This window comes from Streptomyces sp. NPDC058812, assembly GCF_042744565.1.
Lineage (GTDB): Bacteria > Actinomycetota > Actinomycetes > Streptomycetales > Streptomycetaceae > Streptomyces > Streptomyces thinghirensis.
Genome location: NZ_JBHYOB010000009.1, coordinates 87,709 through 104,796, shown reverse-complemented (window position 1 = coordinate 104,796; position 17,088 = coordinate 87,709). Strand labels below are relative to the sequence as shown.

Annotated in this window: 18 protein-coding genes; 8 read left to right on the top strand and 10 right to left on the bottom strand. The window is 72.0% G+C overall.

The window, feature by feature from the left end:
• Nucleotides 1–249 precede the first annotated feature (249 nt).
• Both ACFW48_RS20265 and ACFW48_RS20260 read left to right on the top strand, forming a co-directional pair.
• Nucleotides 250–1,365, top strand: coding sequence for a magnesium and cobalt transport protein CorA (locus tag ACFW48_RS20265; RefSeq protein WP_386316469.1), 1,116 nt, complete (start codon nucleotides 250–252; stop codon nucleotides 1,363–1,365).
• A 32-nt stretch (nucleotides 1,366–1,397) separates the two neighbouring features.
• Nucleotides 1,398–1,910 carry a hypothetical protein gene (locus ACFW48_RS20260; protein WP_386316468.1) on the top strand — a complete coding sequence of 171 codons (513 nt, stop codon included), beginning with the start codon at nucleotides 1,398–1,400 and terminating at the stop codon, nucleotides 1,908–1,910.
• A 48-nt stretch (nucleotides 1,911–1,958) separates the two neighbouring features.
• Here the strand turns inward: ACFW48_RS20260 and ACFW48_RS20255 are convergent, their stop codons facing one another.
• Nucleotides 1,959–2,696 (bottom strand): hypothetical protein, encoded by a 738-nt coding sequence (locus ACFW48_RS20255; protein WP_386316466.1) that lies wholly within the window; start codon nucleotides 2,694–2,696, stop codon nucleotides 1,959–1,961.
• A 270-nt stretch (nucleotides 2,697–2,966) separates the two neighbouring features.
• Between ACFW48_RS20255 and ACFW48_RS20250 the strand changes: the two genes are divergently transcribed.
• From ACFW48_RS20250 to ACFW48_RS20240, 3 genes are read left to right on the top strand one after another with little or no spacing between them, the layout of a single operon-like run.
• Entirely contained in the window at nucleotides 2,967–4,259 is a 1,293-nt protein-coding gene (locus tag ACFW48_RS20250) for a magnesium transporter MgtE N-terminal domain-containing protein (RefSeq protein WP_386316464.1), read from the top strand.
• Complete coding sequence (locus tag ACFW48_RS20245) at nucleotides 4,249–4,848, top strand: DUF1003 domain-containing protein (protein WP_386316462.1); 600 nt, start codon at nucleotides 4,249–4,251, stop codon at nucleotides 4,846–4,848. Before ACFW48_RS20250 ends, ACFW48_RS20245 begins: the two co-directional genes overlap by 11 nt.
• A gap of 44 nt (nucleotides 4,849–4,892) precedes the next feature.
• Complete coding sequence (locus ACFW48_RS20240; protein ID WP_386316460.1) at nucleotides 4,893–6,026, top strand: Mrp/NBP35 family ATP-binding protein; 1,134 nt, start codon at nucleotides 4,893–4,895, stop codon at nucleotides 6,024–6,026.
• Nucleotides 6,027–6,126: 100 nt separating this feature from the next.
• Here the strand turns inward: ACFW48_RS20240 and ACFW48_RS20235 are convergent, their stop codons facing one another.
• From ACFW48_RS20235 to sigE, 5 genes are all read right to left on the bottom strand, one after another.
• Nucleotides 6,127–6,798 (bottom strand): hypothetical protein, encoded by a 672-nt coding sequence (locus tag ACFW48_RS20235; protein ID WP_386316458.1) that lies wholly within the window; start codon nucleotides 6,796–6,798, stop codon nucleotides 6,127–6,129.
• A 245-nt stretch (nucleotides 6,799–7,043) separates the two neighbouring features.
• Nucleotides 7,044–7,499: a sec-independent translocase gene (locus ACFW48_RS20230; protein ID WP_386316456.1), complete on the bottom strand. Its 456-nt coding sequence runs from the start codon at nucleotides 7,497–7,499 to the stop codon at nucleotides 7,044–7,046.
• 148 nt (nucleotides 7,500–7,647) lie between these two features.
• Nucleotides 7,648–9,924 (bottom strand): trypsin-like peptidase domain-containing protein, encoded by a 2,277-nt coding sequence (locus ACFW48_RS20225; protein ID WP_386316454.1) that lies wholly within the window; start codon nucleotides 9,922–9,924, stop codon nucleotides 7,648–7,650.
• A gap of 95 nt (nucleotides 9,925–10,019) precedes the next feature.
• Nucleotides 10,020–10,919 carry a zf-HC2 domain-containing protein gene (locus tag ACFW48_RS20220; protein WP_386316846.1) on the bottom strand — a complete coding sequence of 300 codons (900 nt, stop codon included), beginning with the start codon at nucleotides 10,917–10,919 and terminating at the stop codon, nucleotides 10,020–10,022.
• Between the two features lie 68 nt (nucleotides 10,920–10,987).
• Nucleotides 10,988–11,659 (bottom strand): RNA polymerase sigma factor SigE, encoded by a 672-nt coding sequence (gene sigE / locus ACFW48_RS20215; RefSeq protein ID WP_386316452.1) that lies wholly within the window; start codon nucleotides 11,657–11,659, stop codon nucleotides 10,988–10,990.
• Between the two features lie 287 nt (nucleotides 11,660–11,946).
• Here sigE and ACFW48_RS20210 point away from each other — a divergent pair, with 287 nt between their 5' ends.
• Complete coding sequence (locus ACFW48_RS20210; protein ID WP_386316844.1) at nucleotides 11,947–12,645, top strand: O-methyltransferase; 699 nt, start codon at nucleotides 11,947–11,949, stop codon at nucleotides 12,643–12,645.
• 118 nt (nucleotides 12,646–12,763) lie between these two features.
• Here ACFW48_RS20210 and ACFW48_RS20205 read toward each other — a convergent pair whose 3' ends face one another.
• Nucleotides 12,764–12,931 carry a DUF3117 domain-containing protein gene (locus ACFW48_RS20205; protein WP_003966491.1) on the bottom strand — a complete coding sequence of 56 codons (168 nt, stop codon included), beginning with the start codon at nucleotides 12,929–12,931 and terminating at the stop codon, nucleotides 12,764–12,766.
• Between the two features lie 381 nt (nucleotides 12,932–13,312).
• Here ACFW48_RS20205 and ACFW48_RS20200 point away from each other — a divergent pair, with 381 nt between their 5' ends.
• Nucleotides 13,313–14,116 (top strand): enoyl-CoA hydratase/isomerase family protein, encoded by an 804-nt coding sequence (locus ACFW48_RS20200; protein ID WP_386316451.1) that lies wholly within the window; start codon nucleotides 13,313–13,315, stop codon nucleotides 14,114–14,116.
• On the opposite strand, the gene ACFW48_RS20195 is transcribed toward ACFW48_RS20200, so the two are convergent.
• Nucleotides 14,101–14,721, bottom strand: coding sequence for a DNA-3-methyladenine glycosylase I (locus ACFW48_RS20195; RefSeq protein WP_386316450.1), 621 nt, complete (start codon nucleotides 14,719–14,721; stop codon nucleotides 14,101–14,103). The two genes, ACFW48_RS20200 and ACFW48_RS20195, sit on opposite strands and share 16 nt — an antisense overlap.
• Nucleotides 14,718–15,077 (bottom strand): DivIVA domain-containing protein, encoded by a 360-nt coding sequence (locus ACFW48_RS20190; protein ID WP_345630351.1) that lies wholly within the window; start codon nucleotides 15,075–15,077, stop codon nucleotides 14,718–14,720. Before ACFW48_RS20190 ends, ACFW48_RS20195 begins: the two co-directional genes overlap by 4 nt.
• A 235-nt stretch (nucleotides 15,078–15,312) precedes the next feature.
• On the opposite strand from ACFW48_RS20190, the gene folP reads away from it, so the two are divergent.
• Nucleotides 15,313–16,173: a dihydropteroate synthase gene (folP, locus tag ACFW48_RS20185; protein WP_386316843.1), complete on the top strand. Its 861-nt coding sequence runs from the start codon at nucleotides 15,313–15,315 to the stop codon at nucleotides 16,171–16,173.
• A gap of 51 nt (nucleotides 16,174–16,224) precedes the next feature.
• Here folP and ACFW48_RS20180 read toward each other — a convergent pair whose 3' ends face one another.
• Entirely contained in the window at nucleotides 16,225–16,983 is a 759-nt protein-coding gene (locus ACFW48_RS20180; protein WP_386316449.1) for a TIGR00730 family Rossman fold protein, read from the bottom strand.
• Nucleotides 16,984–17,088: the final 105 nt, after the last annotated feature.

Below are 17,088 nucleotides of genomic sequence, written 5' to 3'. Positions count from 1 at the left end.
CGCTCCGGTTTCTTCCGCCGCCGCTTCCTGCCCGCGCGCCTGCACAGGGAAGAGCACTTCGTCTCGTTTTGCCTGATCCGGTCCATCGATCCGGACCAGCAGCTGAATCAGCAGCGAAGTCGGCCACCGCGACGGTGCGGTGCTCCCCGCTTTGTGGACGTGCCGAACGCACGTAGTCAGGACGTCCTCATTCCGGGTGGTTCCACCCGCCACCGGCCTCGTTCGCTGCCCGTCGCGAAGGAGCCTGCCATGTCGATGATCCGTGACCTGCGCGCCGCGGTCCGCCCGTCCCGCGTCTCTCTGCGCAAGGACAGCGGCGCCTACGACACCACCCGCGACCCGGCGACCGCGTCCGCCGTCGTCGACTGCGCCGTCTACCGCGACGGCGCGCGCGTCGAGACGGACACGCCGCTGAGCCCGCACCGGGCGATGCGCCAGGTGCGCCGCGACGGCGGGTTCGTGTGGATCGGCCTGCACGAGCCCACCGAGGACGAGTTCGCCGGTATCGCCCGGGAGTTCGGACTGCACCCGCTGGCCGTGGAGGACGCCGTCCAGGCCCACCAGCGGCCCAAGCTGGAGCGCTACGACGACTCCCTGTTCACGGTCTTCAAGACCGTCCACTACGTCGACCACGACGAGCTCACCGCCAACAGCGAGGTCGTCGAGACCGGCGAGGTCATGTGCTTCACCGGGCGGGACTTCTTCATCACCGTCCGGCACGGCGGGCAGGGCTCGCTGCGCGCGCTCCGGCACCGGCTCCAGGAGGACCCCGAGCTGCTGCTCAAGGGACCCTCGGCGGTGCTGCACGCCATCGCCGACCACGTCGTCGATGGCTACATCGCGGTCGCCGACGCGGTGCAGGACGACATCGACGAGGTCGAGACGGAGGTGTTCTCGCCGGGACGCAAGGGCACGCCGCGCGGCACGGACGCCGGCCGGATCTACCAACTCAAGCGCGAGGTGCTGGAGTTCAAGCGGGCGGTGTCCCCGCTGCTGCGTCCCATGCAGCTGCTCAGTGAGCGGCCGATGCGGCTGATCGACCCGGAGATCCAGAAGTACTTCCGGGACGTCGCCGACCACGTGGCGCGGGTGCAGGAGCAGGTCATCGGCTTCGACGAACTGCTGAACTCCATCCTCCAGGCCAACCTCGCCCAGGCGTCCGTCGCGCAGAACGAGGACATGCGCAAGATCACCTCGTGGGCGGCGATCATCGCCGTGCCGACGATGGTGTGCGGGGTGTACGGCATGAACTTCGACTACATGCCGGAGACGCACTGGAAGTTCGGCTACCCGCTGGTCCTGTCGATCACGGTCGGCCTCTGTCTGGGCATCCACCGCACGCTCAAGCGCAACGGCTGGCTCTGACCGGGGCGAAGAGGGCTGGATAGGCTGACCGCATGACAAGCGAGCTGCTCGACCAGGCCCTCGTCGAGGAGGCCACGAAGAAGTCCGGCCTCATCTGGGTCGGCGGACCCGGCATGCCCGCGCGTGCGCTGTGGCACGTCTGGCACGAGGGCGCGGCCTGCGTCATCGGCGACGGACCCGGCGAGCAGCCGCTGCCGGGGCTGGCCGACGGGGCCTCGGCCGAGGTGACCGTGCGCAGCAAGGACAAGGGGGGCCGGCTGGTCTCCTGGACGGCACGGGTCGTGGAACTGCCGGCCGGCTCCGAGGCCTGGCGGGCGGCGGTCGCCGACCTCAAGGGCAAGCGCCTGAACGCCCCGGACGGCGAGGCGATGACCGACCGCTGGGCCCGCGAGTGCCGGGTGCTGCGCCTGGAGCCGACGGGGGCGACGGCGCCGCTGCCCGACGGTTCGCTGGCCGAGGCACCGCTGCCGAGCCCGGCGACGACGCGCGAGCCGGCCCCGGCGGGGCTGCCGCGCCTGCTGCTGAAGCGCCGGAAGAAGCGCTAGCGCGTCCTACCTGGGACGACGGCAGCATCTCAAAACGACGGCAGCGTCCTAGGACGACGGCAGCTGCTTGCCGTAGTCCAGCGTGTCGTCCTGCGCCGGCTCCTCGAGCGCGAAGTCCTGGTTCCAGTCCGAGAGGCTGAGCGTGCCCGCGCTGCCCGCCCGCACCAGGCGCAGCGGGTACGGCGTGCCCTCCAGGGAGACGTCCAGCGAACCGCCGGCGCCCTGGTCGCCGGTGATCCGGATGGTGCGCACGCCCGCCTGCTCGTGGCGGCCGTCCGTCTCCACCGTGCCGTGCAGGGTCAGCAGGCCACCGATGAGGACGTCCTTGTCCGTGAAACCGCTGAACTTCTTGTACACGGGGTCGCTCTGCGGCACCTTCACGTACTTGCCGGCCAGCTTCTCGGCGGCCGCGGCGTCCCCGCCGTCGTGGCTCCAGAATTCGGCGTCGGCCTTGAGGAAGAGCTGCTCGCCGACGCGCAGCAGCCCGAACGTCGTCCCCTCGGCGGCGACCGACCCGGTCCCCCCGTCGGGCTTCAGCCGCATGTCGAGGGTGTACGTGTTCCCGCCGGCGGCCACGGTCCCGTGCAGGCGCACCGCTTCGGCGGACTCGGCGGCCGTGCGGGCCTTGGCCTGGATCTTGTCGGCGGAGAGTTTCCCGACGCCGTTGGTGCCCGCGTCCGGGTCCTCACTACTGCATCCCGTCAGCCCCGCTCCCGTCACCGCCAGGGCGCACGCCGCGCCCATCAGAGCGGCCCTGCGGATTCGGCGCCGGGGAGTCGCAGACACAGGTGGGGCTGCCTTTCGGACATGGGCGGGCAAGGGCTGGCAAGGAGCCGACCGGGGTCCGGACAGGCCCCGGCGGCGTACCGCAGCGTACCGGGGCCGTGGACGGCGAACGGAGCCAGTCCGTCCGGACCGGCCGCCAGAGCGGAGCCGTTCGGGACGGGCTAGCCTGAAGCGCGTCCGAGCGGGCAATTCGGAAAAGGGACACCGTACGAATCAGCTCTCACACACTCCGACGCACGCCTACGAAGCTTGAGAAAAGGAGCCGCGGCCATGGCAGCGGGCGCCCCCCGGATCTTCGTCTCCCATCTCTCCGGCATCGCCGTCTTCGACCCGGCCGGCGACCAGGTGGGACGCGTGCGCGATCTGGTCGTCATGCTCCGCGTGGCCCGCAAACCACCGCGGGTGCTCGGCCTGGTCGTCGAACTCACCACCCGCCGCCGCATCTTCCTGCCCATGACCCGGGTCACCGGCATCGAGTCCGGCCAGGTCATCACCACCGGCGTGGTCAACGTCCGGCGCTTCGAACAGCGGCCCACCGAGCGCCTCGTCTTCGGCGAACTGCTCGACCGGCGGGTCAACCTCACCGAGACGGGTGAGGAGGTCACCGTCCTGGACCTGTCCGTGCAGCAGCTGCCCGCCCGCCGGGACTGGGAGATCGACAAGGTCTTCGTCCGCAAGGGGAAGAAGGGCGGCGCCTTCCGGCGCAACAAGGGCGAGACGCTGACCGTCGAGTGGTCCGGCGTCACCGGCTTCTCCGTGGAGGAGCAGGGGCAGGGCGCCGAGAACCTCCTCGCCACCTTCGAGCAGCTGCGCCCCGCCGACCTCGCCAACGTCCTGCACCACCTGTCCGCCAAGCGCCGCGCCGAGGTCGCCGCCGCCCTCGACGACGACCGGCTGGCCGACGTACTGGAGGAGCTGCCGGAGGACGACCAGATCGAGATCCTCGGCAAGCTCAAGGAGGAGCGCGCCGCGGACGTGCTGGAGGCGATGGACCCCGACGACGCGGCCGACCTGCTCGGTGAGCTGCCCGAGGAGGACAAGGAGCGGCTGCTGAGCCTGATGCGGCCCGAGGACGCGGCCGACATGCGACGGCTGATGGCGTACGAGGAGCACACGGCCGGCGGTCTGATGACGACCGAGCCGATCGTGCTGCGGCCCGACGCGACCGTCGCGGACGCCCTGGCCCACATCCGCAACCCCGACCTGTCCCCGGCGCACGCGGCCCAGGTCTACGTCTGCCGGCCGCCCGAGGAGACCCCGACCGGCAAGTACCTCGGCACGGTCCACTTCCAGCGCCTGCTGCGCGACCCGCCGTACACGCTGGTCGGCTCGATCATCGACGACGACCTGCAACCCCTGGACCCGGACGCCGCGCTGCCCGTGGTCGCCGGGTTCTTCGCCGCGTACGACATGGTCGCGGCGCCCGTCGTCGACGATTCCGGGTCGCTGCTGGGCGCGGTCACCGTGGACGACGTACTGGACCACATGCTGCCCGACGACTGGCGGGAGACCGAGTACCACCTGGAGGAGACGACGGGGGAGGTGAGCGCCGATGGTGCCTGAGCGCGAGACCACGACCCGTGAGCGTGCCGCGTCGGGAGCCACGGCGGCCTCCCGTACCCGGGCCCGGCTGGACCAGCCCCGCCCGCCGCGCCGCAGGCTGCTGCCGGAGTGGGACCCGGAGTCCTTCGGCCGGCTGTCGGAGCGCGTCGCGCGGTTCCTGGGCACCGGACGGTTCATCGTCTGGATGACCGTCGTCATCATCCTGTGGGTGGTGTGGAACGTGTCCGCGCCGAGCGGCCTGCGCTTCGACGAGTACCCGTTCATCTTCCTGACGCTGATGCTGTCTCTGCAGGCCTCCTACGCGGCCCCGCTGATCCTGCTCGCGCAGAACCGGCAGGACGACCGGGACCGGGTCAACCTGGAGCAGGACCGCAAGCAGAACGAGCGGTCGATCGCCGACACCGAGTACCTGACCCGCGAGATCGCCGCCCTGCGCATCGGCCTGGGCGAGGTCGCGACGCGGGACTGGATCCGCTCCGAGCTGCAGGACGTGCTCAGGGACCTGGAGGAGCGGCAGAACGGCCATCACCCCGACCGCGGGGTATTCCCGGCGGATCGGTCCGCGGGGCGTGACGTACACGACCGCTGACGGGGCTTTCCGCGCCCGGTGGGCGGCGCCGTACCATCGACCCTATGGCTACGGAAGACGCGGTGCGTGAAGCACTGGCGACGGTGAACGACCCCGAGATCAACCGGCCCATCACCGAGCTGGGGATGGTCAAGTCGGTGGAGATCGGCGCGGACGGAGCGGTTGCGGTCGCCGTGTACCTGACGGTCTCCGGCTGCCCGATGCGGGAGACCATCACGCAGCGCGTGTCGGAGGCGGTGTCGCGGGTCGAGGGCGTCACCCGCGTCGACGTCGAGCTGGACGTGATGAGCGACGAGCAGCGCAAGGAGCTGGCGAACGCCCTGCGCGGCGGCCAGACCGAGCGCGAGGTGCCCTTCGCCAAGCCCGGCAGTCTGACCCGGGTGTACGCGGTCGCCTCCGGCAAGGGCGGTGTCGGCAAGTCCTCGGTGACGGTGAACCTGGCGGCGTCGATGGCGGCGGAGGGCCTGAAGGTCGGGGTCGTGGACGCCGACATCTACGGCCACTCCGTGCCGCGCATGCTCGGCGCCGACGGGCGGCCCACCCAGGTCGAGAACATGATCATGCCGCCTTCGGCCAACGGGGTGAAGGTCATCTCGATCGGCATGTTCACCCCGGGCAACGCGCCGGTCGTCTGGCGCGGCCCGATGCTGCACCGCGCGCTCCAGCAGTTCCTGGCGGACGTGTACTGGGGCGACCTGGACGTCCTGCTGCTCGACCTGCCGCCCGGCACCGGCGACATCGCGATCTCCGTCGCGCAGCTCGTCCCGAACGCCGAGATCCTCGTCGTGACGACCCCTCAGCAGGCCGCCGCCGAGGTGGCGGAGCGGGCGGGCGCCATCGCCGTCCAGACCCACCAGAAGATCGTCGGCGTGGTCGAGAACATGTCCGGCCTGCCCTGCCCGCACTGCGGCGAGATGGTCGACGTCTTCGGCACCGGGGGCGGCCAGTCGGTCGCCGACGGCCTGACCCGCACCACGGGCGCGTCGGTGCCGGTCCTCGGCTCCATCCCGATCGACGTCCGCCTGCGCGAGGGCGGCGACGAGGGCAAGCCCGTCGTCCTGACCGACCCGGACTCCCCGGCGGGCGCGGCCCTGCGCTCGATCGCCGGGAAGCTGGGCGGGCGCCAGCGCGGCCTCTCGGGGCTGTCGCTGGGGATCACGCCGAAGAACAAGTTCTGACGCTCCGTACGGGGCTGTCGTACGGGACTGGGGCGCTGTCCGCCGGGACGGCGCCCCTTGTCGTACGCCTTGTCGTAGGCCCGGGCGCCCGGGCCGTCGGCTAGGCGTACGCGGCGATGTCCTTGACCACGGAGAAGGCCAGCCCGTACGCGCTCATGCCCCTGCCGTAGGCGCCCAGGTGGACGCCCTGCTCGGTGGAACCGGCGAGCACCCAGCCGAACTCGGACTCCCGGTAGTGGAACTGCGTCGGCACGCCGTCCACGGGGAGGGACAGCGTCGACCAGTCCTCTCCGCCGAGATCGTCCGCGAGGACCCACGCGGTCTCCGTCTGCTGCTCCAGCCAGTCGTCGCGCAGTGAGTGGTCCATCTGGCCCGGCCAGGTGAAGGACAGGAGCCCCACCCCGGCGAGCCAGGCCGCCGACGACACCGAGGTGGCCTCCAGCAGACCCGTGCCGTCGGCGCTGCGCCGGTCGGGGTTGGCCGCGACGGTCACGACGACCGCGAACTTCTCCTTGGCGTCCTGCTCGTCGCCCGCCACGTGCTCGTTGCGCACCGACGGTTCGTCGCCGTGCCCGATCGAGCCGTGTTCCACGGCCCCGTCGGCCGCCGTACCGACCTGCATCAGCCAGCGCCGCCCCGTGAAGGCCTCGTCGAGGCCGTACCACGGGAAGGGCGCACGCAGGTAGCCGTCGATCGTCCGCCGGGTGGAGGGGACCTCTCGTCCATCCTCCGTGCCCGGCGTGTGCGCGACCGCCTGACTCGTCGTCTCCATGTGCCCGGACGCCTCCTCGCTCTCGTCGGACCGGAACGGCCCGCCCCCCTTCGGGCGCACTCGTCCGGTCCGCACAACAACTCGGGCAGCATAGCCACACCACTGGCGGCAGCCGGGAAATCGCCCGGCGCGTGGGTCGCTCGGGCGTCGCCTTCAGGCCCTGTACGCCCCGTCCGGAGTGTGAGACGCGTCACGTACGGCGAGGGAGTCGGCCCCCGTGCCGTACCGCGGCCCGCGGGACGGACTCAGGTGGCGTCCGCGTCGAAGGGCGGGCGGTCGTCGAGGGCGGGAGTCTCGGGCTTCTTTGACATGTCGACGCGACCGCCGGTGGAGCCGGACGCCGAGGGGCCGGACGAGGAACCGGACGACGGCTCCGACTCACGGCCGTGGACCGCGTCGGTGACCTCGGCCATCTCCTTCTTCAGGTCGAAGCCGTTGCGGATCTCCTTGAGCCCCAGCTCGTCGTTGTCCAGCTGCTTGCGGATGAACGTCTTGGGGTTGAGGTCCTCGAACTCGAAGTCCTTGAACTCGGGGCCCAGCTCCTGCCGGATGTCCTGCTTGGCGCTGTCCGAGAACTCCCGGATCTTCCGGATGGTGCGGGTCACGTCCTGGATGACCTTGGGGAGCTTCTCCGGACCGAAGACGAGCACGGCGAGGACGACGAGCGTCACCAGCTCTAGTGCGCCTATGTCATTGAACACCTGAAGCTCCTTGGGATGTCCGGGCCGCCACCACGGTACCCGCCGACCCCGTCCGACCGGTACCGTCCCGTGAGCCCCGAGTGCGTGTATGCGGACGCTTTCCGAATTGTTTGCCTTCCTGGCCCCTTGTCGGGACCTGCGCGGTCACTCAGTCCCCGCCGGAGGAGCCGAGCACCAGTGAGACGTTCGTCTCCTTGCCGTCGCGCTCCAGCGTCAGTTCCAGGCGGTCGCCGGGGCGGTGGGCGCGGGTCGCGACGATGAGTTCCTCGCCGGAGTGCACGCGCCTGCCGTCGACGGCGGTGATCACGTCCCCCGGCTTGATGCCGGCCTCGGCCCCCGGGCCGCCCGTGGTGACCGCGGGTCCGCCGTCGCTGCCCTTGGCGCCGACGCGGGCGCCGTCGCCCGAGTAGTTCATGTCGAGGGTGATGCCGATGACCGGGTGGGTGGCCTTGCCGGTGTTGATCAGTTCCTCGGCGACGCGCTTGCCCTGGTTGATGGGTATGGCGAAGCCGAGCCCTATCGAGCCGGCCTGGCCGCCGTCCGACTCGGCGCCGCCGCCGTCGGCGGACCGGATGGCGGAGTTGATGCCGATGGCCCTGCCCTGGGAGTCCAGGAGGGGGCCGCCGGAGTTGCCGGGGTTGATGGGCGCGTCGGTCTGCAGGGCGTCGACGTACGAGACGTCGCTGCCGTCGCCCTCCTCGCCGCCCGCCGTGATGGGCCGCTCCTTGGCGCTGATGATGCCGGAGGTGACCGTACCGGCCAGGTCGAAGGGGGCGCCGATGGCGACGACGGGGTCGCCGACCCGCACGTTGTCGGAGTTGCCGAGGGGCAGGGGGCTGAGGCCGCTGACGCCCTTCACCCTCACCACGGCGAGGTCGTATCCGCTGTCGCGGCCGACGACCGTGGCCTCGGCGGTGTCGCCGCTGTTGAAGGTGACGGTTATGTCGCCGCCGGATCCCGCGGGCTCCACGACGTGGTTGTTGGTCAGGATGTGGCCGCGGTCGTCGAGTACGAACCCGGTGCCGGTGCCTGCCGCGTCGCTGCCGCTGACGTGCAGGGTCACCACGCTGGGCAGGGCACGGGCGGCGATCCCGGCGACACTGCCCGGCGCCCGCTCGGCGGCTTCCCTGCCGGCCTGCGGCAGCTCCACCGTTCCCACGCCGCCGTTCCGCTCCAGGTACGTGCCCAGGGCGCCGCCGATGCCGCCGGAGACCAGGGCGATCAGCAGCGCGCCGCCGACGATCACCTTTCCGGCCCGCTTACGCCGCTGCTCCCGCGTCGGCGCGCCCGCGCCGTTCTGCTGGAGAGGCGCGGCGGCGGCCGAGGCTGCCCAGGGGTCGTAACGCCGCCAGGGGTCGGTGCCTCCCGGGCTGTCGCCGCCCGGCCCGGCGGGCGCCGGCGCCTCCGACGACCCCACCGCGGGGTGCGGCACCGCCGCTGCCGTCATGCCGTGCGCCGGTGCCGCCGGCGGGGCGGGAGGCGGGGCATCGGCCGACGCCGGGTCGGGCATCGCCTCCGAAGGCGGCGCCTGCGGCGGCACCGCGGTCACGGGAGTCGCCGCCGGGTGCCGGACGGGCGGAGCCGGAGGCGGAGCGTCCGCCAACGCCGGGTCGGGTGCGGCACCCGGGGGCGGCGCGTCCGCCAAGGCCGGGTCGGGCATCGCCCCCGGAGGCGGCGCCTGCGGCGGCACCGCGGTCCCGCCGGGCGCGGGGAGCCCCACCGCCACCGTGCCGTGCGCCGGCGTCGCCGCCGCCGGGTGCTGCACCGGCGGAGCGGGGGCCCAGGGGCCCGGCTCGCCGTACGGCGGGGTGCTGTACGGGTCGGGGTCGTGCAGCGGCTTGGGACGCTCGCCGACGGGCGCGACGGTCAGGACGTCGTCGCCATCGCCGCCGGAATCAGCGCCCGCGGGCGGGCCGGCATCGGTACGCGCGCTCCCGTCCGGGCCGGCATCGGCGTCCTCACCCGTGCGAGGACCCTCATCGGCACCCGCGACCGCGTGCGGGCCCGCGCCGGTGCCCACGCCCCCGTACACACGGGCCTCGGCACCGCGTGGATCGGCACCCGCACCCGGGGCGGCATCAGCGCCCGCACCCGCGTGCGGACCGGCATCGATGTCCGCGCCCGTGTGCGGACCGGCATCGGTCTCCGCGCCCGCGTCCACGCCCGCGTACGGGTCGGTGTCCGTGTGTCCGTCCGTCTCGGTCACCGGCCGGTCGAGTTCGTAGTCCCCCGCGTCGGCCACGCGGATCGGCGCCGGGCGTTCCAGTTCGAAGTCACCCCCGTCGTCCCCGTCGGCCACGTCACCACCGGTGCCGGTGGTGTGGGCCGGGCGAGGGCGTTCCAGTTCGAAGTCGCCGTCGGTCGCGTCCTCGGACGAGCGGGGACGACTCCACCACTTCGCCTTCGTGGGCTTCCCCTCGTTCATGTTCTCCCCCGCAGCTGGCCGCAGATCGTCGGCTCCAAGGGCTCTGGTGCCACCCGAGATTCAATCAGGTTCGCGGGCCGGCGCGCAGAGACCGGTCAGGGAGCCGGACGGTGGGAGGCGGCGGGGGACGCCGCCGGGTCGGGGACGGGTGCGGCGAACAGACCTGGCGGCCTGACCTCGGGGGCTGTCGACCAGGAGGTCAGGGCGAGCGGCGGAACGGCTTCGAACGGACGTATCAGCGGGGACATGGCAGCGGCACCGGCCGTCACCGGAGTCGTCAGCGCACGCGCGGCCTGCTGCCGCGGATCGGCGCCCGCGGGGGCGGGCAGCCCGGGCAGCAGCGGCGCGGACATCGCGGTGGGGGCGACCGGGGTGTCACCGAGCACCCGCTGCCCCTGGACCTGCCCGAGCAGCGGGCCGCTCCCGCGGCGGCGCTGGCTCTCGGAACCCGTGACCGCTCCCGCGCCCTGGGTGCGCGTCGGCGTCGCATTGCTGCCGCTGCCGGAGCCGCGGGCCTCCGTGGTGGTGTCCGGCGTGCCGACGGTGACCCCGCCCAGCGCGATCGCGGCCAGCGACACCGCGCCGGCGGCGGCGCAGGCGAACCGCAGGCCGCGCGAGGACGACCGCTCGGACTCGTGCCGGCTCACGTCGTGGATCCGGAAGCCCCTCCCCGGCGAGGAGGGCGACAGCACGGGGTGCGGCCGGGCGGGGGCGTAGTCGAACTCGAACCGCTCGCCACGCTTCGTGCCGAAGACCCCGTCGAGGCCACCGGCGAATCCTCCGGCGCCCAGCGGCGAGCCGCCGGCGTCCGTGTCACCGCCCCCGGGGAGCCCCTGGAGGCGGGCCAGGAAGCTCTCGGACGGGGCCGGCGGTGCCGCTTCGGCGAAGACGTTCTTCAGTCGGCGCTGCGCGTCCACCTCCGCCTTGCACTTCGGGCAGGTGGCCACGTGCGCCAGTACACGCTCACGCGTGTCATGACCGAGTTCTCCGTCCACCAGGGCGGAGAGTCGGTCTCCCAGATGCTGCTCTGCGAGGTGCCCCTCGGATTCCGGCCGTGATCCACTCACGCGCTCGTGCCCCCTCCTCCCAGGGCGGGAACACGGGTCGCGAACGAGCGACGCTCGGCACGCGCCTTGGGAGAACGGTGCGCGAGTGCCTTGCGCAGCTGGGAGCGACCGCGGTGGATCCGGGAGCGGACGGTGCCGAGCTTGACGCCGAGGGTCGCGGCGATCTCCTCGTACGACAGCCCTTCGATGTCGCACAGGACGACGGCGGCGCGGAATTCGGGCGCGAGCGTGTCGAGGGCCTGCTGGACGTCCGCGTCGAAGTGGGCGTCGTGGAAGACCTGCTGCGGGTTGGGCTCCTTGCTGGGCAGCCGCTCGGCCGCGTCGTCGCCGAGCGCGTCGAAGCGGATGCGCTGCTTGCGGCGGACCATGTCCAGGAAGAGATTGGTGGTGATGCGGTGCAGCCAGCCCTCGAAGGTGCCCGGCGTGTAGGTCGACAGCGAGCGGAAGACGCGGACGAAGACCTCTTGGGTCAGGTCCTCGGCGTCGTGCTGGTTGCCGGTGAGGCGGTAGGCGAGGCGGTAGACCCGGCCGCTGTGGGTGCTGACGATCTCCTCCCAGGTGGGCGGAGTCCACGCCTGCCCGTCCGCGTCGCTGGAGAAGGTCGCGGTCTGGGCGTGTCCCGTGGTGGGACGGTTGGCGTGGCTGTGGTCAGCAGCGGTGTCGTTCACGGATTTCGGCCTGCCTGCCGATCCGAGGAAGCGCCGCAGCACTCCTCCCCGATCCGCGGGTGCGGCCGCACCTCCCCTGTCGGCTCTGGTGGTGTCCAGTGGAGCCCCTACCATAGCCACCTCGCCCGTTAGCTCCGGATAAGCGGTTTTACGAGAATTTGATCTGGGCCGGTACGTCTCGTACGGCTGCGTCAGCACTTGCTGGGCGCCCTGGTCCACTCGCCACCCCCGTCGCAGCCCCGGCCGCTCAGTCGTCTCTTTACTCTCCCCTTTAAACGACCGGTCCCATCTGCGGGTTCCCGACGCCAACGGATACAGTCACGCCGAGGCAACGACGGGGACAGGAGAGGGTCATTACCGGCAACCGGCAGACGAGCTGGGCGTTCGCCGACGCCTTTGTCGCCGAGGACGACGCGCTGCTCTGGGCACGCGACCGGGCCCGGGACGCGGGCCTGCGTTCGGTGACTCCTGGCACGGGCTCCGCGCTGGGGTTGCTCGCCGCCGCCGTGGACGCCAAGGCCGTCGCGGAGATCGGCACCGGCTGCGGCGTCTCCGGGATCCATCTGCTGCACGGCATGCGGCCGGACGGGGTACTGACCACGGTCGACCCGGAGCCGGAGCACCAGCAGTTCGCCCGCCAGGCCTTCCGGGCCGCGGGCTTCGCCAGTAACCGGGCCCGCTTCATTCCGGGCCGCGCCCTGGACGTCCTGCCCCGGCTCGCGGACGCCGGTTACGACCTGGTCTTCTGCGACGGCGACCGCCTGGAGTACCTGGACTATCTCGCTGAATCGTTGCGCCTGCTGCGCCCCGGAGGTCTGGTCGCATTCGAGGGCGTCTTCGGTGCCGGCCGGACGATCGACTCGGGGCCGCAGCCCACCGAGGTGCTGCGGCTGCGGGAGGTCCTGCGCGCGGTGCGCGAGAGTCAGGAGCTGGTGCCGTCGCTGCTGCCGGTGGGCGACGGGCTGCTGTGTGCCGTCAAGCGGTGAACGACCGGCCCGAGGGGCTCACGGGAAAATCCGGGGAGCTCACGTGAAAACAGAAAAACAATCACCCCGGCACCATGTGCGGTACCGGGGCGACTGAACGGATATGGTCGCTCGCGCGTCAGCCGACGACCTTCTTGAGGGCGTCGCCGAGCGCGTCGGCCTCGTCGGGGGTCAGCTCGACGACGAGTCGACCGCCGCCTTCGAGCGGAACGCGCATGACGATGCCCCGCCCCTCCTTGGTCACCTCGAGCGGGCCATCGCCCGTCCGCGGCTTCATGGCCGCCATGCTCGTTCCCCTTCCTGATACCAGCTCACCGTCACCGCCGACGGCCCGTGAGGGCACGCGCAGTCCGGCATGGACGCGCGACACCGGCATCGAACACATTGCTTCCCAGCCATTATCCCGCATCCCAGGACCCGATGACCAACATCGGTCGGCATCGCTTGGGCAACGCACGCGAGCAAAACCACTCAATTCGGCGATGTGACTGCGATACTGCGCGCCCTCGCCCACTTCCGCCGAATGGAAACGGACCGGAATTCTTTGACGCAGGTCACATCTCCCGAGCGATCCGTTGCCGGTGATCTCCGTCATGCTGTGTCCCGGACACACACCTACGACCACACGTACGACCCAGACGTACGACGACGACGCGGAGGGGAACCCATGGCCGACACCGTGCTCTACGAGGTGAGCGACGGGCTCGCGACGATCACGCTGAACCGCCCCGAGGCGATGAACGCGCTGAACATCGAGACCAAGGTCGCGCTCAGGGAGGCGGTGCGCTCCGCGGCGGGGGACGACGCCGTACGGGCGGTACTGCTGACCGCGGCCGGGGAGCGGGCGTTCTGCGTGGGCCAGGACCTCAAGGAGCACATCGGGCTGCTGGCCTCCGACCGGGAAGCGGGCTCGGGCCAGACCATGAGCACGGTCAGCGAGCACTACAACCCGATCGTGCGGGCGCTCGCCGAGGCGAAGAAGCCGGTGGTCGCCGCTGTGAACGGCGTGGCGGCCGGGGCGGGCTTCGGCTTCGCGCTCGCGGCGGACTACCGGATCGTCGCGGACACGGCGGCCTTCAACACGTCCTTCGCCGGGGTCGCGCTCACCGCCGACTCGGGCGTCTCCTGGACGCTGCCGCGTGTCGTCGGCCCCGGGCGCGCCACCGACCTGCTGCTGTTCCCGCGCAGCATCGGCGCCCGGGAGGCGTACGAGCTGGGTATCGCCAACCGGGTCGTACCCGCCGCCGACCTGCGCGCCGAGGCCGAGCAGACGGCGCGGGTGCTGGCGGAGGGGCCGACGGTGGCGTACGCGGCGCTGAAGGAGGCGGTGGCGTACGGACTGACGCACTCGCTCTCCGAGACGCTGGACAAGGAGGACGAGCTGCAGTCCCGGGCGGGTTCCTCGGAGGACCACGCGATCGCGGTGCGGGCATTCGTCAACAAGGAGAAGCCGCGCTATCTGGGCAAGTGAGCCGCTGACCGGCCCCCGGACGGGCTCTTGCGCGCCACGCACGCCGCCAGGTGGTCGTCGACCAGTCCGCACGCCTGCATCAGCGCGTACGCCGTCGTCGGGCCGACGAAGCGCAGACCCCGCTTCTTCAGGGCCTTGGACAGCGCCGTGGACTCCGGTGTGACGGCCGGGACGTCGGCGAGGGTCTTCGGCGCCGGGCGCCCGTCCGGGTCCGGGGCGTGCGACCAGATCAGCTCGTCCAGCTCACCGGGGGCCCACTCGGCCAGCACCCGGGCGTTGGCGAGGGTCGCGTCGATCTTGGCCCGGTTGCGGATGATGCCCGCGTCGGCGAGCAGGCGTTCGCGGTCCTCGTCGGTGAAGGCCGCCACCTCGGCGATCTCGAAGCCGGCGAAGGCGGCGCGGAAGCCGGGGCGGCGGCGCAGGATGGTGATCCAGGACAGGCCGGACTGGAAGGCCTCCAGGCTGAGGCGTTCGTACAGGGCGTCGTCGCCGTGGACCGGGCGGCCCCATTCCTCGTCGTGGTACGTCACGTAGTCCGCGGTGGACAGGGCCCAGGGGCAGCGCGGCGCGCCGTCCGGTCCGGCGACGGCCTCCCCGGCGCTCACTGCTGCTCCTCCTGGGCCGGCTTCTCCATGGAGACGTGCTGGTGGGCGACGGCGGCCCGGGCGCCGGCCAGCGCGGACTCCAGGTCGGCGATGCGGGCGTCGCGCTCGGCCAGCTCGGCGCCGAGGCGGCCGAGGGCGTCGTCGACGTCCGCCATGCGGTAGCCGCGGGCGGCGAGCGGGAAGCGGAGGCGTTCCACGTCCGCGCGGCCCACCGGGCGGTCCGGGGGCAGTGAGTCCCGCAGCCGCTCGGGGGCGGCGTCGGGCAACGGCCCGCTGTCGCCGCCGCTCACCACGGCGAGCGTCACCGCGGCGACCACGACGGCCAGCGCGACGACGAGGAACAGGAACATGACCATCGCTGAGGCCCCCATGGTCGGGTCGAGCGCGGCGATCGCGTGGGTTCGAGGATTCGACGGATCGCGTGGCTGGTTGGATCGGAGTCGGAACCGGGTTCCGAGCCGGAGTCGGTTGTGTCGGGTCCGATCGTGCCATGCGAGTCTGACAGTCGGGGCCCCAGGCGGTCGAAGGCCGGGCCCCGAGGTCGATACGGCGGAACGTGAGAACGGTATGGACGAGGAGATGTCACAGGGGATGCTCAGGCTGGGCAGGCGTGAATTCGCGGCGCACGAGCCGGTGATCATGGCGATCGTGAACCGGACCCCGGACTCCTTCTACGACCAGGGGGCGACCTTCCGCGACGAGCCCGCCCTCGCGCGCGTGGAGCAGGCGGTGGCCGAGGGCGCCGCGATCATCGACATCGGCGGCGTGAAGGCCGGGCCGGGGGACGAGGTGTCGGCCGAGGAGGAGGCGCGGCGGACGGTGGGCTTCGTCGCGGAGGTGCGGCGGCGGTTCCCGGACGTCGTGATCAGTGTGGACACCTGGCGGCACGAGGTCGGCGAGGCCGTGTGCGAGGCGGGGGCCGACGTGCTGAACGACGCGTGGGGCGGCGTCGACCCGAAGCTCGCGGAGGTCGCCGCACGGTACGGGGTGGGGCTGGTGTGCACACACGCCGGCGGCGCTCAGCCGCGGACCCGGCCGCACCGGGTGACGTACGGCGACGTCATGGCCGACATCCTGGAGGTGACGCTGGGGCTGGCCGAGCGGGCGGTGGCGCTGGGGGTGCCGCGGGAGTCGGTGCTGATCGATCCCGGCCACGACTTCGGGAAGAACACGCGGCACAGCCTGGAGGCGACGCGGCGGCTCGGGGAGATGGTGGAGACGGGGTGGCCGGTGCTGGTGTCCCTGTCCAACAAGGACTTCGTCGGGGAGACGCTGGACCGGCCCGTGAAGGAGCGGGTGCTGGGGACACTGGCGACGACGGCGGTGTCGGCGTGGCTGGGGGCGCGGGTGTACCGGGTGCACGAGGTGGCGGAGACGCGGCAGGTGCTGGACATGGTCGCGACCATCGCGGGACACCGGGAGCCCGCCGTCGCCAGGCGGGGACTGGCCTAGGGCCGGCTCGGGCACGAGGGGGCTTCGCCCCCTGGCGCCCCCGGTCCGTGCCTACCGCCCCGCCTCCTTGGAGACCAGGGCCACCGCCTCGTCCACGTCGTCCGTGACGTGGAAGAGCAGGAGGTCCTTCTCCGCGGCCTTGCCCTGGGCGACCAGGGTGCCGCGGAGCCAGTCGATCAGGCCGCCCCAGTACTCGGTGCCGAACAGGACGATGGGGAAGCGGGTCACCTTCTGGGTCTGCACCAGGGTGAGGGCCTCGAAGAGTTCGTCGAGGGTGCCGAGGCCGCCGGGCAGGACCACGAAGCCCTGCGCGTACTTCACGAACATCATCTTGCGGACGAAGAAGTACCGGAAGTTCAGGCCGATGTCGACGTACGGGTTGAGCCCCTGTTCGAAGGGCAGCTCGATGCCGAGGCCGACCGACGTGCCCTTCGCCTCCAGAGCGCCCTTGTTGGCCGCCTCCATGGCGCCGGGTCCGCCACCGGTGATGACCGCGAAGCCGGCCTCCACCAGGCCGCGCCCGAGCCGCACGCCCGCCTCGTACTCCGGTGAGTCGGCCGCCGTCCGGGCGGAGCCGAAGACGCTGATCGCGGGCGGCAGTTCGGCGAGCGTGCCGAAGCCCTCGATGAACTCCGACTGGATACGCAGGACGCGCCAGGGGTCGGTGTGGACCCAGTCGGTCGGGGCACGCTCGTCCAGCAGGCGCTGGTCCGTGGTGCTCTTCTGCACCTGACCCCGCCGCCGGAGGACAGGGCCCAGGCGCTGCTCCTCCGGTGGCCGCTTCTTGCCCTCGGGGTTGCCGGTAGCCATGCGCGCTCCCTCCAGTTGCAGGTTCTTCCACCTCAGCGTAGATCTACGCGGGTTACGTACGAGGGACCTGAGCATGTCCGTCACGCAGCGGCGTAAACCCGGCGC